The organism is Streptomyces sp. NPDC013317, from assembly GCF_055563155.1.
The window spans coordinates 131,491-145,661 of record NZ_JBVHDX010000006.1; the positions used below are offsets into that span (position 1 = coordinate 131,491).

Here is a 14,171-nt window from a genome sequence, read left to right on the forward strand (position 1 = left end):
ACCAGTTCACTCCCCCACCGGGACCACGGGCACAGCGCGCGCGAAGCCGCCGTCCACCATCAGGTTCGCCACCGTCTCCAACTCCGGCGGATTGCCGGCCAACCGCTGGAGGAACACGTCGAAGTCCTCACCGCACGGCAGCAACAGCCGCTCCACGCGCTCGCCCACACTCCACCCGGCCGCCGCCTCACCGGCGTCCCGCGCGTCGTCGTAGGCGCAGAACCACACCGTCCCGACCCGGTCGCCCTTCACCTTCACCGCCAGGATCCCGCCCTGGACGAAACCCACGCCCAGATAGTCCTTGGTCAGATGGTCACGCAGACACTTGTTCACGTACACGAGGTCGTTGACGCCCGCCTCGTCGCGCACCGTGAAGAACGGCTGGTCGACCAGGAGACCGAGCTCCGCGTCCAGCGCCGCACCCACCGGCGCACAACCGCCCGCCGCCTTCAGGAAGGAGCGGTACGCGCCCGGCAGGCGGTACCCGAGATCCTCCTCCACCCCGAGCAACTGCTGCTCGGTCACCGACACCAGCCCCTTGGGCACCCCGAAGTGCGCCGGCCGGGTCTCCTGCAGCGGACGCGTGCCCCGCTTCGTGTGATCGACGGCAGCCGTCGCGACACCACCGTGATGACGCAGCAACGCCTTCACCTCGACCGGGACCAGCTCCATCCGCCGACCGCCCGCCACGTGGTGCCAGGTCCAGCCGTGCGGCGTCGCCACCGACGGAATCGTGTCCCACAGCTCGTGCCCCGTCGCCGCGAGCGCCGCGTTCGCCGACACGTAGTCCGTCAGCCGCAACTCGTCGACACCGAAACCCTCGGGCGGATCGGCGATTTCCGCCGCCGCCCGGGCGTAAGGTGAGAAGTCCGGATATCCGTGTTCGTCCACCCGCACCCCTCTGGGGTGCCGGGAGGCGCGGACCGGGTCCGGAAAGTGCACGACCTGCCCGGCGTAAGCCGCGTTCGGCGGTGCGGCCTTCCCGAGCCGACCTGTCGTCATGGCGGTTGCCCCCTGCGCTGGCTGCTGGCTGATTCCGCACAGCCTATGCGCTGCCACAAGCCCACCACCCGGCCCGATGCGGCCACGACCACACTCCGTGACCAACTGTCACGAGCGGATGACGCACCGGCGATAGTTACGACACACCGACACACCGTTTGTGTACCCCGCTTCCACATGAGGCGTCCCATTTGGCACTCTGTTCCAGCAACTCGGGGGATTGCAGGAGGGGAAGACACGCACCATGTACGCAGCACCGACGCCCACGCAGGGTGACCCACGCCTCAACTGGAGCAGCACCGAGCCCTCCCACGCCCCGTTACTGCGCTTCCGCAGGGACGGCATCCTCCCCACCGTCGGCGCCGCGCTCTCCGTACGTGGCGAAACCCTCACCTGCACCGCGGGCCGCGGAGACCGACCGCCCACCCTGCATCCACTCGTTCAGGACTTCCTGGACACCCTCACCAGTGGACAGCGCGAACGCTTCACCGGGCGCTGCCCCGAAGCGATCCTGCTCTCCCGCCACCTCACCGCCACCGACGCGAGCCGCTCCAAGCGCGCCCAGCGCAAAGCACTCACCCACAGCGAAGCACGCCGCTCGCTCAAGCACGCCAAACTGACCGCTCGACGCATCCGCGAGGACGGCGACCCGCTGCACGGCAGCTACGCCGCCCCCTGCCGCTCCTGTACGGCGATGCTCGCGCACTTCGGTGTACGCACCGTGGACCCCACCTCGACTGTCGAGAACGGCTGACCGCACCTTCATGCCCGACCACCTGAGCACCACCCGGTTCCCGGTCAACGTCGACGCCGCCCTCCGAGAGGCGGGATGGCAGCCGGGCCGCTGGGACATCAAACTCGCCGAACAGTGGGCCGACGCCCTGCGCGCCCACGTCTCACCCGGCGGCCACCGGCACAGCGTCTTCCCCGCGGCCGTCGAGGCATGGGCCGAATTCGGCGGCCTCCACGTCACGGCCCCCGGCGCCGGCCGCCAGATCGCCCCCGCGACCCTCCGCTTCGACCCCCTCGCCGGCCTGCACCTGGCCCGCACCCTGGCAGACCTCGGACGCGCGCTCGACACGGAGATCTCCCCCCTCGGAGAAGAGACCGAACAGCAGGCGGTCCTCGCCATAGACCTGGAAGGCCGCGTCTACGGCCTGGACCACACCGGCGACTGGTACCTGGGCCAGGACATCGACGCGGCACTGGCGGCGCTGATCACCGGAGTACAACCGACACGACTCGTCACGGGCTAGCGCTCCCCCAGCGGCAACACCGCCGACACCCGGAACCCACCCGCATCCGTCGGCCCCGACACGAACACACCACCCAGCCGCGTCACCCGCTCACGCATGCCCACCAGACCGTTCCCCCCACTCGGAAGATGCGCATCCGCAGCCTCCGCGTCCGAAGGACCGTTCTCCACCTGCATCGCGACCTCGGCCTCCCGATGCGCCAGCCGGACCACGACCTTCGCCCCCGCCGCATGCTTGTGCACGTTGGTCAGCGCCTCCTGCACCACCCGGTACGCCGTCCGCTCCACCTCCGCCGCATACGCGCGCACCTCACCGAGCACCGTCAGCTCGACCACCGCACCCGCCTGCCGGGACTGCTCGACCAGATCCTCCAGCGCATCCAGACACGGCCCGTCCTCCGAAGCCGCCTCCGCCGCCGCGGCCGCCGCCCGGCCCACCGCCGCCAACGGAACCGGAGAATCCGAAGACCCCACGGCCGGCACCGCGTCCTCCCGCAGCACACCCAGCATCTCGCGCAACTCCGTCAGCGCCTGCCGACCCATGTCACCCACGAGCGCCGCGTTCTTCACCGCCTTCTGCGGATCCTTCAACGCGACCGCCTGCAACGCCGCCGCGTGCACCACCATCAACGACACCCGATGCGCGACCACATCGTGCATCTCCCGCGCGATCCGCGTCCGCTCCTCCTGCCGCGCCCACTGCGCCCGCTGCTCCGCCCGGTCCGCCAGCAGCGACAGCTCCTGCTCCAGACTGTCGGCACGCTCCCGGAGACTCTCCATGAGCCGCCGCCGGGCCCCTATATAGAGACCGGAGAGAAGGGGAGGCGCGTTGAGGCCCAACGTGAGGAAGACCGCGAGAACCGGCGCGTACCAGCTGCTGGGATCGGAACCCGGCTGATCGGCGTCGGCCTGCGCGAGGTCCTGGCGGACCCGCACCATCGTCACGACGAAGACGGCGACCGTCGACATACCGGCCAGCGCGGCCGTGATCCGCCGGGGCACCTCGGAGGCGGCGAGCGAGTACAGCCCGACGATCCCCATCAGATAGCCCATCTCAGCGGGCGTCACGGCGATCGAGACGAGAACCACGACGATCGGCCACCGCCGCCGCACGAGCAGCACGGAACCGACCATCAGCCCGAACAGCACCCCCACGGGCACGGGCAGCCCCGCCTTGTCGGCGAAGCCGACACCTTCGAGCCCGCACTCCAGCGCGGACACCGCCGCCAGCCCGATGTCGAGCACCGCGCTGCGCCGTCTCCCCCACCACCACAGGCCGCGGGGCGTCATGCCCGTCGCGTCCTGGTGTGCCCCCGTCGTGGTCATGCCCTCCAGCGTACGGGCGGGGGCGAATCATTTTCCGAAGACCACGGGACCCGGAAGAACCGCACGTCAACACCGCGCACACGCCAGTCCCTCGAACAGTTGAATCGCCCAGGCTTTCGACCCGGACGTCCGCATTCCGGACGATGGTGTTCGTATGACATCCACCACGGGCAGGTACGCGGACTTCGAGAGCCTGCGCGAACAGGCGATCGCGTTACGCCGCGAGGGCCTCAGCCGCCGCCAGATCCGCGACCGCCTCCGCGTCGGCAACAACGACATCCTGAACCGCCTCCTGGAAGGAGAACCGCCCCCGGACTGGACGAAACGCCCCCACGCGAAGGACGACCTCCGAACCCGCGCGCGCGAGCTGCGCACGCAGGGCATGACGTACGACCAGATCCAGCTGGAGCTCGGCTGCTCGAAGAGCTCGATCTCCCTCTGGGTCCGGGACCTCCCGAAACCGGAGCGCAAGCGCACCCCGGAGGAGGCGTCGGCAATCGCCAGGCGGGGGTGGGACGTCACACTCCGCCGCCGCGAGGAGGAGCGACAACGGACCAAGCGAGCGGCCGCGAGCGAGATCGGCACGATGACCGCCCGCGAACTGTTTCTGGTGGGAGTCGGCCTGTACTGGGCCGAGGGCACCAAGGACAAGCCGTACGCTCGCCGCGAGCGGGTGGCGTTCGTGAACAGCGACCCGGGGATGGCCGCCGTTTTCGTCGCCTGGCTCGACCTCCTCGGCGTGGAGCGGGACCGGCGCACGTATCACGTCATGATCCACGAGAGCGCCGACGTGCCGGCGGCAGAGCAGTACTGGGCGGACGTGGTCGGCGCGGAGTTGGCGAGCTTCGGCAAGACCACGCTCAAGCGCCACAACCCCCGGACGGTCCGCAGGAATGTCGGCGTCGAGTATCGCGGCTGCATCGTGATCCACATTCGCCGAAGCGCCGATCTCTACCGTCGCATCGAAGGGGCGTGGTGCGGCATAGTAGGGGCTGCATCTGCGGCGGTTCGAGAGAATCGGACATAGCGCCCATCCCGGGTCGTCTAAGGGCAAGACGTCAGATTTTGGTTCTGATCATGGGGGTTCGAGTCCTCCCCCGGGAGCAACATGCTTGGTTCGGGTCCTGCCCTCCGGGGTCAGGACCCGCACTCATGTCCGGCCCCGGACCCCCCGGTATCCTGCGGGTGTCCACCACCCGAAGCCGAAGGGCATTCCCGTGAGCGCCAACCGCCCGGCCGCCGTCGTCGTCCTCGCAGCGGGTGAGGGCACCCGCATGAAGTCGAAGACCCCCAAGGTCCTGCACGAAATCGCCGGACGTTCCCTTGTCGGGCACGTCGTGTCCGCCGCGCGTGAGCTGGAGCCCGAGCACCTCGTCGTGGTCGTCGGGCACGCCCGCGAGAAGGTGACCGCGCACCTCGACGCCCACTACGCCGGCACCCGTACCGCCGTCCAGTACGAGCAGAACGGCACCGGTCACGCCGTCCGCATGGGGCTCGAGGAGCTGGGTGAGGCCCCCGACGGCACCGTCGTCGTCGTGTGCGGCGACACCCCGCTGCTCTCCGGGGAGACCCTGAAGGCCCTCGCCTCCACCCACGCCGCCGACGGCAACGCCGTCACCGTGCTGACCGCCGAGGTGCCGGACTCCACCGGCTACGGGCGCATCGTCCGTGACGCCGCGACCGGTGCCGTGACCGCGATCGTCGAGCACAAGGACGCGACCGACGAGCAGCGCGCCATCATGGAGATCAACTCCGGTGTGTTCGCCTTCGACGGCCGGCTGCTCGCCGACGCCCTGGGCAAGGTCAGGACGGACAACAGCCAGGGCGAGGAGTACCTCACCGACGTGCTGTCGATCCTCCGTGAGGCCGGTCACCGGGTCGGCGCGTCGGTCGCCGGTGATCACCGCGAGATCCTCGGGATCAACAACCGGGTGCAGCTGGCCGAGGCCCGTACGCTGCTGAACCGGCGGCTGCTGGAGGCCGCGATGACGGCCGGTGTGACGGTGGTCGACCCGTCCTCGGTGTTCATCGACGTCACGGTGACGTTCGAGCCGGACGCGCTGATCCACCCGGGTACGCAGCTGTTGGGTGCGACGCACATCGGCGAGGACGCCGAGGTCGGCCCGAACACGCGCCTGAAGGACACGACGGTGGGCAAGGGCGCGCGGGTGGACAACACGGTCGCCGACTCGGCCGTGATCGGCGAGAGCGCGTCGGTGGGTCCGTTCGCGTATCTGCGTCCGGGTACGAACCTGGGCCGCAAGGCCAAGGCGGGTACGTATGTGGAGATGAAGAACGCGGCGATCGGTGAGGGTACGAAGGTCCCGCATCTGTCCTACGTGGGCGACGCGACGATCGGTGAGTACACGAACATCGGCGCGGCGAGCGTCTTCGTGAACTACGACGGTGAGGCGAAGCACCACACGACGATCGGGTCGCACTGCCGTACCGGGTCGGACAACATGTTTGTGGCGCCCATCACGATCGGGGACGGTGCGTACACGGCTGCCGGGTCCGTGATCACCAAGGACGTACCGGCGGGTTCGCTGGCCGTCGCCCGCGGCCAGCAGCGGAATATCGAGGGTTGGGTGGCGCGGAAGCGGCCTGGCAGTGCTGCCGCGCAGGCGGCTCAGGCTGCTGTCGAGGAGCCTGCCGGCGAAAGCTGACCGGAAACGGGTGCGTCGAACTCGGCGTACCGTGATACGTGCACATAAATTCGGCTGGCTCGCACACGCGCACGGGAGCGTTGTGGTGGCGACCAGAGGACACGTCTGAGGAGACAGTGCTGTGACCGGGATCAAGACGACCGGCGAGAAGAAGCTGATGCTCTTCTCCGGCCGCGCCCACCCCGAGCTGGCCGAGGAGGTCGCGCACCAGCTGGGTGTCGGTCTCGTGCCGACCAAGGCTTTCGACTTCGCGAACGGTGAGATCTACGTCCGTTTCCAGGAGTCGGCTCGTGGCGCGGATTGCTTCCTGATCCAGAGCCACACGGCTCCGATCAACAAGTGGATCATGGAGCAGCTGATCATGATCGATGCTCTGAAGCGGGCTTCCGCGCGGAGCATCACCGTGATCATTCCCTCGTACGGTTATGCCCGTCAGGACAAGAAGCACCGTGGTCGTGAGCCGATCTCGGCGCGTCTGGTCGCCGATCTGCTGAAGACGTCGGGTGCGGACCGTATTCTCACGGTCGATCTGCACACGGACCAGATCCAGGGCTTCTTCGACGGTCCGGTGGACCACCTGTCGGCTCTGCCGGTGCTGGCGGACTACGTGGGCAACAAGGTCGACCGTACGAAGCTGACGATCGTGTCTCCGGACGCGGGTCGTGTGCGGGTGGCGGACCGGTGGTGCGACCGTCTGGACGCGCCGCTGGCGATCGTGCACAAGCGTCGTGACAAGGACGTCGCCAATCAGGTGACGGTGCACGAGGTCGTCGGTGACGTGAAGGGCCGGGTCTGTGTCCTGGTCGACGACATGGTGGACACGGGTGGCACGATCTGCGCCGCGGCGGACGCGCTGTTCGCGCACGGTGCGGAGGACGTCATCGTGACGGCGACGCACGGCATTCTCTCGGGGCCGGCTGCGGATCGTCTGAAGAACTCGAAGGTGAGCGAGTTCGTGTTCACGGACACGCTGCCGGTGCCGAGTTCGCTGGAGCTGGACAAGATCACGGTTCTGTCGATCGCGCCGACGATCGCGCGTGCGGTGCGTGAGGTGTTCGAGGACGGTTCGGTGACGAGCCTCTTCGAGGAGCACTGAGCCGTAGCCTGATCGACGGAGAGGCCCGCTTCCCTGCTGGGGGGCGGGCCTTTCCGTCTGCTCCGTGGAGGGCCTGGTGATCCAATTGGGTGGGGCGGCGGGTGGCGAGTAGACTGCCGTAGTTGCTCGGCGAGGGAGGCCGTACCGGTGAGGTGCGGCGGTCCGTTATCGACGCGCTCTTCGTAGCAGGCCAGTCGTGGCCGGGTAGCCACACTGTTCCGTTTCTGCTTACGAGGAGTGCATATGTCCGAGGTGAAGATCTCCGCCGAGATCCGTTCCGAGTTCGGCAAGGGTGCCGCCCGCGCCGTCCGCCGCGAGAACAAGGTTCCCGGTGTTCTCTACGGTCACGGCACCGAGCCGGTCCACGTGACCCTTCCGGGCCACGAGCTGCTGCTGGCGCTCCGTACCCCGAACGTCCTGCTGGCCCTGGACGTCGACGGCAAGAGCGAGCTGGCGATCCCGAAGGCCGTTCAGCGTGACGCGATCAAGGGCTTCCTGGTCCACGTCGACCTGCTGCTGGTCAAGCGTGGCGAGAAGGTCACGGTCGAGGTCCCGGTCCAGGCCGAGGGCGAGCTGGCGGCCGGTGGCAACCTGCTGGAGCACGTGCTGAACACGCTCTCCGTCGAGGCCGAGGCCACCCACATCCCCGAGGCCGTCTCGGTCTCCGTCGAGGGCCTGGAGGCCGGTGCCTCCATCCTCGCCCAGGACATCGCGCTCCCGAAGGGCACGAGCCTGGTGACCGACGCGGACGCCGTCGTGCTGCAGGTCCTGGCCGCGCAGGCCGAGGAGCCGGCCGCCGAGGGTGAGGGCGAGGGCGACGAGGCCGCCGCCGAGGGCGCCGAGGCCTGAGCCGTAGGCTCTGCTTGACGCGGACGGGGTGGTGGGCTGCGGCCCGCCACCCCGTTCCGCTGTTCCGCTGTTCCGCGCCCGGTGCGCGGACGATCCGAGTAGTACGCAGACGAGGAGACGTCCCACGATGACGGACGACGCGAACGCCCCCTGGCTGATCGTCGGTCTCGGCAATCCGGGCCCCGAGTACGCCGCGAACCGCCACAACGTGGGTTTCATGGTGGTGGATCTGCTCGCCGAGCGCATCGGCGGGAAGTTCAAGCGGGCGCAGAAGGCGCAGGCGCAGGTGGTGGAGGGCCGGATGGGCCCTCCGGGGCCGGCGAACCGGCGGGTGATCCTGGCGAAGCCGATGTCGTACATGAATCTGTCGGGTGGTCCGGTGACGTCGTTGCGGGATTTCTACAAGGTGCCGACGGCGCATATCGTGGCGATCCATGACGAGCTGGACATCGATTACGGTGTGCTGCGGTTGAAGGTCGGCGGGGGCGACAACGGGCACAACGGCCTGAAGTCGATGACGAAGGCGATGGGCGCGGACTATCACCGGGTGCGGTTCGGTATCGGGCGTCCGCCGGGGCGGATGCAGGTGGCGGACTTCGTGTTGAAGGACTTCGCTTCGTCGGAGCGCAAGGAGCTCGACTATTTCGTGGACCGGGCGGCGGATTCCGTCGAGTGCCTGGTGGCGGAGGGTCTGGAGCGGGCGCAGTCGGCGTACAACTCCTGACGGTTCCCTCGTCGCGGTACGACTGTACGATCGCGGGTCATGACGCACGCCCGTAACGCCGCCATGGCCCTGATCGCCCTGCTGCTCCTCGTCGCCGGAGCCTGGTCGTCGTGGGGTACGGCGCAGCACGTCCTGCTTCCGAAGGGCCGTGAGCACGGCACGTTGACGGTGACCGGCTGCAACGACGAGACGTGCAGCGGCAGTTACGTCCCGGAGGGTCCGCCGTCGCCGCATGCCACGCTGACGATCGACCGTTCGGTCGCCGCCGACAAGGGGCAGACGCTGCCCGTGGTGGTGAAGCCGGGGACGAGCGAGGCGGTGCGTACGGGCTGGGGCGGCGGTCTGCACGCCTGGCTGCCGCTGGGCGGGGCGCTGTTGTTGGCGGCGCCTCTCGTCGGGGGTGGGCTGCGGCTGACGCGGACGGCGTGGTCGATGGCGGGCGTGGGCGGGGTGTTGTTGCTCGGGGCGTTCTTCGCCCTCTGACCGGCCGTTTCCGGTCGTCGTGGCGCGATCCGTCCGGATCGTTATGAGCCTGTGGGTTAAGGGTGACTTAAGCGTACGGATAGGCTGCCTCCGCCACCTCCCACGGCGACCCTCTCAACTCCCAGATGGACGACTGCACATGCGACGATCCCTCATCCCCGCAGCCGCGCTTGTCGCGGCCATGGCGGGCTCTCTGGCACTCGCCCCGGTGGCCTCGGCCTCCGACGGCCCGACGGTCCTCCCCCTGCACCAGGCCAAGGACCTTCCGCTGACCGCTTCCGGGTGGACCGGCGACAAGGAGAAGGTCTGTGGCGACATCCCCACGGGCCAGGACGGCTGGCACTTCGTGCTGCCGGGCAGCGGCAAGGGTGACAGCGCCGTCTTCACCAAGCTGACGGTGGAGTTCAAGCCGGGCGGCGTCCAGACCATCACGGTCTTCGGCCCGCCCTCCGACAAGCACGCCTACGTCGGCTCGGCGCCGGGCGCCGAGCTCATCTCGGCCTCGGCCGAGGTCAAGGGCACCTTCAAGAAGGAGTGGTTCAACCTCTCCCACACCTGCCCCGCCAGCACCACCCCGACGCCGACGGGCACGCCGTCCGAGACGCCTTCGGGCACCCCCTCGGAGACGCCGTCCGAGACTCCCTCCGAGACTCCCTCCGGGACGCCGAGCGAGACCTCCTCGACCGGTACGCCGAGCGACTCTCCGTCGTCCTCGGAGTCCCCGTCGACGGGTGCGACCCCGTCCGCCTCCACCGGCGGCTCCGACGGTGACCTCGCCGAGACGGGCTCCAGCGCCCCCGTCGGCATCATCGCCGCCGTCGCCGTCGCCCTCGCGGGTGCCGGTTCCGTCCTGGTGATGCGCCGCCGCAAGGCCCAGCAGCACTGAGGTCCGTGGGAACGACAGGTGCCCCGCCGGCGAGCCGGCGGGGCACCTGTCGTTCCGCGGTGGTGGGTCAGTCTCCGATGTAGGTGTCGATCTGGTCCGGTCCGGCGACGGCTCCGGCGAACAGGCGTACCTCGTCGATCCGGGCGGGCAGGTGGTCCTTCTGTACCCCGCCGGTCCAGGCGGAGGCGACGGAGACCTCGGACGAGCCCGCCGGGGCGGTGAAGGTCTTGTCCGTGCCGTTCTGGTTGCGTCCCAGGTAGAGGCTGATCGTCCCGGCAACGGGGTCGTGCACTCCGGTGAGGCGTACGTTGCTGTCGACGGCGGCGGCTTCGTCGGAGACGACGGAGGCGAATCCGCCGGAGGCGAGATGCGTGCCGAAGTGCCACTTGCCGACCGGGACCGTGCGCTCCTCGAGCGTCTCCTCGTCGAGGACCGTGGACTTACCGGTCAGTTCGAACCAGAGACCCCAGGAGATTCCGTCCCCGGACCGCTGGCTGAGGACGGCGCCGGCGTAGCCGATGTCCTCGGCGGCGAGCGCGGCTCCGTCCAGCGCCACGGTGGTGGTCATCGTGAACGCTCCGGTGCCGTCGAGTACGGCGGTGTTCATCGGTGAACGGGCGGTGTCGTCGACGCCGTCGAAGACCATCACGCCGCCGATGAGCTGGGCGCCGGCGTCGAGGGTGAGGCTCTTGCCGTAGCCGGAGAGCGTGTCCGGGACGGTGGTGCCGCTGCCCTGCTCGGCCCGCCAGTCGGCGACGAGTTCGAGGCCGGCGTAGCTCGCGGAGGTGAGGAGCTTCGCCTCGTCGCCGAGTTCCTTGGAGCTCAGGGCCCGCTGCCAGACGGTGACCTCGTCGATCGATCCCTGGAAGTGGTCGACGAAGTTGTCGGCGTAGATGGTCCGCCCGATCTCCAGCGGGCCGTTCGACGACCACGGCGTGCCCGCGTCGACGGACGCGGTCTGCCTGCCGTTCACGTACAGGTGGACCTTCTTCGTGGTGGCGTCGTGCACGCCCGCGACGTGCGTCCACACGCCCTTGGGCTGAGGTTCCGCCGACCTGGCCTCCCGGGACCAGGCGCCTTCCGTGGAGAAGACGCGCAGGCTCCAGCGGTCGCCGAAGGAGATGATGAACGGGCTGTACTTCTGGGTCCACGGCGACGCGGTGTCGGGGGTCTGGCTGAGGACGGAGACCGTCTTGGTCGACGCCGGGTCGACCCACACCCAGGCCGAGACCGTGTACGAGGAGCGGGTCTCCAGGACCTTCCCCGCGGTGGAGGCGGAGCCGGTGGAACCGTTGAGCCGCAGGCCCTTGTCGGTGACGGGCGTGGCCAGCGGGACGCCGGCGGCGTCGTGGGTGATCAGGCCGCGGCGGCCGCGGTCGTCCCGCGTGGCGCCCGTGGCCAGGGTCGCGGGGTACCGGGTCGATCCGGTGGTGGCCGAGTCGACGGCCTGGCCGGTGGTCTCGTCGAAGTGGTAGCGGGCGATCGGCCCGGAGCCGGCGGCGACGAGGAAGTCCACCGCGTTCCAGGCGCCGTAGCGGCCGACGTTGTCCTTGGCGCGTGCGTAGAGCGTGTGCGTGCCGGAGCGGTCCGGGGTGACGGTGACGGTGGCGGTCGAGCCGGAGGCCGTGGGCCAGCTGGTCATGGACGAGAGGGTGTACTGGTACGACACGATGTTGGTGTCGCCGGTGGCCGGCTTGAAGGTGAACGTGCCCTTGACGTTGGGTCCGCCGGTGGCCGCACAGGCGTTCGGCGTGCAGTTGGTGTACGGCGTGCCGAAGACGATCTGCGGGGCCTTGGGGGCGGTGCTGTCGACCTTGAAGTAGCACCAGCCGGTCGTCGAGGCGTTGGACGGTCCTGCCAGGTGGGCGGCGCCGCCGTTGTAGTACGACCGCGTCCAGGCCCGGAGGCGGTACAGCTTGCCGTCGGTCAGGGCCGACCAGGACAGGGTCTGCTTGACGTTGTCGCCCGCGTACCCGGTGGAGGGGCGCTCGTCCCCGTTGCCGGGCGAGGTGTCCGACCAGGTGCCGTCGGTGTTCTTGTGGTCGATGTCGAAGGCGACCCGGAGCTGGGCCCCGCTCTCACCTCCGCTCTCGGTCTGCGGGGTCGCCGTCATCGCGGGCGTGGGGTCGGAGATGACCGACGGGTTGGTCTCGGTGGTGGAGCAGACCGTGCCCGAGCCGGTCACCAGGCCGATGCCCGAAGGCTTGGCGGGCTTGCCGACGAAGTCGACGGCGAGGACGGCGTCGTTCTTGAACCGCTTCCACGCGGAGGTGTCCGACTCGTTGTTCGCGCGGATCTCCAGCGTGAGGCGGGAGAACTTGCCCGCGGCGAAGTCGCGGACCGTCGGGGTGAGGTTCTCGTTGGTCTCGTCCGGGTTGTCGTTGAACTCGATCGGGGCGTCGGGCGTGTCCGGGTCGCAGAGCGAGCCGCGGCCTGCCGAGACGCTCCGGTCGACCATCCAGTCCAGTTCCTTGGGCCGTGTGGTCCAGGTGGTGGAGGAGGAGATGTTGTCGGTGCGGACCAGGTCCACGGTGCGTGGGTCGCACTGGAACGCCCACGGCTCGGTGACGCGGAACGTGGCGTCCAGGACGTGCTTTCCGGCGAGGGAGGACGGGGAGAACTCGAAGTACAGGCGCTGTACGTAGCCCGGGCCGCAGTAGTACCCGTTCCAGGTGCCGCACTTGCCCGCGCCCTTGCCCTGGTCGTCGTCGCCGTTGGTCCAGCCGTAGGACTCGTAGCCGTCGCTGCGCAGCAGCGTCCGCTCCGACTCGCCCCACGTCACCGTGGGGTCGATGAAGAGCGGGTAGGCGGCGGTCGGGGTGGAGGCGAGGAGGCCGGCGTCCGGGACGACCGCGAGGGTGTCCTTGGTGACCTGTACGTCCATGAGGGCGACCTTGTCGCCCTGCCCGGGCTCCAGGCCGGAGCCGGAGGGTGCTGTCTCGGCCGGGTCGGCATGGTCCGGCACGGGCGGGGTGGCGGCCTGCGGGGAGGTCGAGGGCTCCGCGGACGCGACCGTCGTCGCCGCCTTCGTCGTCTTCGCCTCGATGACACGCTCCGCCTGCTTGCGACGCTCCGCCTCCGCCGCTCTGCCCGCCGAGTTCCACATCTGGGCCGTAGGAGCGCGGAAGACGCTCTGCCCGGTCGTGTCGACGGCGTCGAGGGCGCCGCGGGCGTTCTTGCGCACGGTCAGGCCCCGGGTCGTGAGACCGAAGGCGAGCTTCCTCAGCTTCTTGTCGGCGGCGGCGCGCGGAGTCCTGACGATCAGGACGTGCTGGAAGCCCTCGGTGGTCGCCGTGACCTTCAGGTCGACGTCGGTGAGGACCTCGCGGTAGAGGGCGCCCGCGCCGTCGAGTTCGGGCGTGGGCAGGGTGCCGGGCCAGTCGAGCGCGAGCGACCTGCCGCTCTCGGCGATCGACACGAGCGGTGTCTCGTCCCCACCACCGGAGAAGGTCATCTCCGCGGCAGCGGCCTTCGGGCCGACCGAGCCGTCCGGACGGCGCTCCAGGGTGGCGTCCGGGGTGCGCCAGCCGCCGCCCGGCTTCTTCACCCGTACGGGGACCGAGGCCTCCTCCAGGGTGAAGGAGTAGCCGTCGGGGTTGGCGTACACGGTGGACCGCTCGGAGCGTTCCCCGGTCACCTCCACGCGGGTGCCGGTCTTCCTGGCGGTGGCGAGGGCCTGCTCGCTCTCGGTGGGCTGTGAGCCCTGTCCGGCGGCGGGCGCGTCCGCTGCGGCGGTCCCGCTCAGGGCCGGGAACGCGGCGAGGACGGCAGTCGCCGTGGCCGCGGCCACCAGGACCCGGGCTCTTTCGCGACGAGCGTGTCTGACGCGATGTATGCGATTCAACTTCCCACCTGTGTTCACGAGATGATCAGGGAAAGCCCCC

12 protein-coding genes and 1 tRNA gene are annotated in these 14,171 nt (G+C 69.6%); 10 read left to right on the forward strand and 3 right to left on the reverse strand.

The window, feature by feature from the left end:
• Positions 1-6: 6 nt before the first annotated feature.
• Complete coding sequence (locus tag ACZ3IJ_RS18130) at positions 7-1,002, reverse strand: SMI1/KNR4 family protein (RefSeq protein ID WP_467469292.1); 996 nt, start codon at positions 1,000-1,002, stop codon at positions 7-9.
• Positions 1,003-1,246: 244 nt separating this feature from the next.
• Here ACZ3IJ_RS18130 and ACZ3IJ_RS18135 point away from each other — a divergent pair, with 244 nt between their 5' ends.
• Together ACZ3IJ_RS18135 and ACZ3IJ_RS18140 are read left to right on the forward strand one after the other, a co-directional pair.
• Entirely contained in the window at positions 1,247-1,756 is a 510-nt protein-coding gene (locus ACZ3IJ_RS18135) for a YwqJ-related putative deaminase (protein WP_467469294.1), read from the forward strand.
• A gap of 10 nt (positions 1,757-1,766) precedes the next feature.
• The gene (locus ACZ3IJ_RS18140; protein ID WP_467469296.1) at positions 1,767-2,258 is read left to right on the forward strand and encodes an SUKH-3 domain-containing protein; all 492 of its coding nucleotides are present in this window, start codon (positions 1,767-1,769) and stop codon (positions 2,256-2,258) included.
• On the opposite strand, the gene ACZ3IJ_RS18145 is transcribed toward ACZ3IJ_RS18140, so the two are convergent.
• Positions 2,255-3,583 carry a sensor histidine kinase gene (locus ACZ3IJ_RS18145; RefSeq protein ID WP_467469298.1) on the reverse strand — a complete coding sequence of 443 codons (1,329 nt, stop codon included), beginning with the start codon at positions 3,581-3,583 and terminating at the stop codon, positions 2,255-2,257. The genes ACZ3IJ_RS18140 and ACZ3IJ_RS18145 overlap by 4 nt on opposite strands.
• Positions 3,584-3,737: 154 nt before the next feature.
• Between ACZ3IJ_RS18145 and ACZ3IJ_RS18150 the strand changes: the two genes are divergently transcribed.
• The 8 genes from ACZ3IJ_RS18150 (at position 3,738) to ACZ3IJ_RS18185 (ending at position 10,287) form a co-directional block, all read left to right on the forward strand.
• The gene (locus tag ACZ3IJ_RS18150; protein ID WP_467469300.1) at positions 3,738-4,610 is read left to right on the forward strand and encodes a hypothetical protein; all 873 of its coding nucleotides are present in this window, start codon (positions 3,738-3,740) and stop codon (positions 4,608-4,610) included.
• 6 nt (positions 4,611-4,616) lie between these two features.
• Positions 4,617-4,687 (forward strand) — tRNA-Gln (locus tag ACZ3IJ_RS18155).
• Between the two features lie 113 nt (positions 4,688-4,800).
• A complete protein-coding gene (glmU, locus tag ACZ3IJ_RS18160) occupies positions 4,801-6,249 on the forward strand; it encodes a bifunctional UDP-N-acetylglucosamine diphosphorylase/glucosamine-1-phosphate N-acetyltransferase GlmU (RefSeq protein WP_467469302.1) in 1,449 nt (482 codons plus the stop codon).
• Between the two features lie 121 nt (positions 6,250-6,370).
• Complete coding sequence (locus ACZ3IJ_RS18165; RefSeq protein WP_352188491.1) at positions 6,371-7,345, forward strand: ribose-phosphate diphosphokinase; 975 nt, start codon at positions 6,371-6,373, stop codon at positions 7,343-7,345.
• 243 nt (positions 7,346-7,588) lie between these two features.
• Positions 7,589-8,194 (forward strand): 50S ribosomal protein L25/general stress protein Ctc, encoded by a 606-nt coding sequence (locus ACZ3IJ_RS18170; RefSeq protein WP_467469305.1) that lies wholly within the window; start codon positions 7,589-7,591, stop codon positions 8,192-8,194.
• Between the two features lie 127 nt (positions 8,195-8,321).
• Entirely contained in the window at positions 8,322-8,918 is a 597-nt protein-coding gene (gene pth, locus ACZ3IJ_RS18175; RefSeq protein ID WP_361438545.1) for an aminoacyl-tRNA hydrolase, read from the forward strand.
• A 39-nt stretch (positions 8,919-8,957) separates the two neighbouring features.
• Positions 8,958-9,401 (forward strand): hypothetical protein, encoded by a 444-nt coding sequence (locus ACZ3IJ_RS18180; protein ID WP_467469307.1) that lies wholly within the window; start codon positions 8,958-8,960, stop codon positions 9,399-9,401.
• Positions 9,402-9,540: 139 nt separating this feature from the next.
• Positions 9,541-10,287: an LPXTG cell wall anchor domain-containing protein gene (locus ACZ3IJ_RS18185; protein WP_467469309.1), complete on the forward strand. Its 747-nt coding sequence runs from the start codon at positions 9,541-9,543 to the stop codon at positions 10,285-10,287.
• Between the two features lie 67 nt (positions 10,288-10,354).
• Here the strand turns inward: ACZ3IJ_RS18185 and ACZ3IJ_RS18190 are convergent, their stop codons facing one another.
• On the reverse strand, positions 10,355-14,077 hold the full coding sequence (locus tag ACZ3IJ_RS18190) for a LamG-like jellyroll fold domain-containing protein (protein ID WP_467469311.1): 3,723 nt from the start codon (positions 14,075-14,077) through the stop codon (positions 10,355-10,357).
• Positions 14,078-14,171 lie beyond the last annotated feature (94 nt).

What these genes read in the sequence shown, in the direction of transcription:
- ACZ3IJ_RS18185 (WP_467469309.1), top strand. Translation starts at nt 9,541, where the DNA reads ATGCGACGATCCCTCATCCCCGCAGCCGCGCTTGTCGCGGCCATGGCG.
- ACZ3IJ_RS18145 (WP_467469298.1), bottom strand. Translation starts at nt 3,583, where the DNA reads ATGACCACGACGGGGGCACACCAGGACGCGACGGGCATGACGCCCCGC.
- ACZ3IJ_RS18140 (WP_467469296.1), top strand. Translation starts at nt 1,767, where the DNA reads ATGCCCGACCACCTGAGCACCACCCGGTTCCCGGTCAACGTCGACGCC.
- ACZ3IJ_RS18170 (WP_467469305.1), top strand. Translation starts at nt 7,589, where the DNA reads ATGTCCGAGGTGAAGATCTCCGCCGAGATCCGTTCCGAGTTCGGCAAG.
- ACZ3IJ_RS18135 (WP_467469294.1), top strand. Translation starts at nt 1,247, where the DNA reads ATGTACGCAGCACCGACGCCCACGCAGGGTGACCCACGCCTCAACTGG.
- pth (WP_361438545.1), top strand. Translation starts at nt 8,322, where the DNA reads ATGACGGACGACGCGAACGCCCCCTGGCTGATCGTCGGTCTCGGCAAT.
- ACZ3IJ_RS18150 (WP_467469300.1), top strand. Translation starts at nt 3,738, where the DNA reads ATGACATCCACCACGGGCAGGTACGCGGACTTCGAGAGCCTGCGCGAA.
- ACZ3IJ_RS18130 (WP_467469292.1), bottom strand. Translation starts at nt 1,002, where the DNA reads ATGACGACAGGTCGGCTCGGGAAGGCCGCACCGCCGAACGCGGCTTAC.
- ACZ3IJ_RS18180 (WP_467469307.1), top strand. Translation starts at nt 8,958, where the DNA reads ATGACGCACGCCCGTAACGCCGCCATGGCCCTGATCGCCCTGCTGCTC.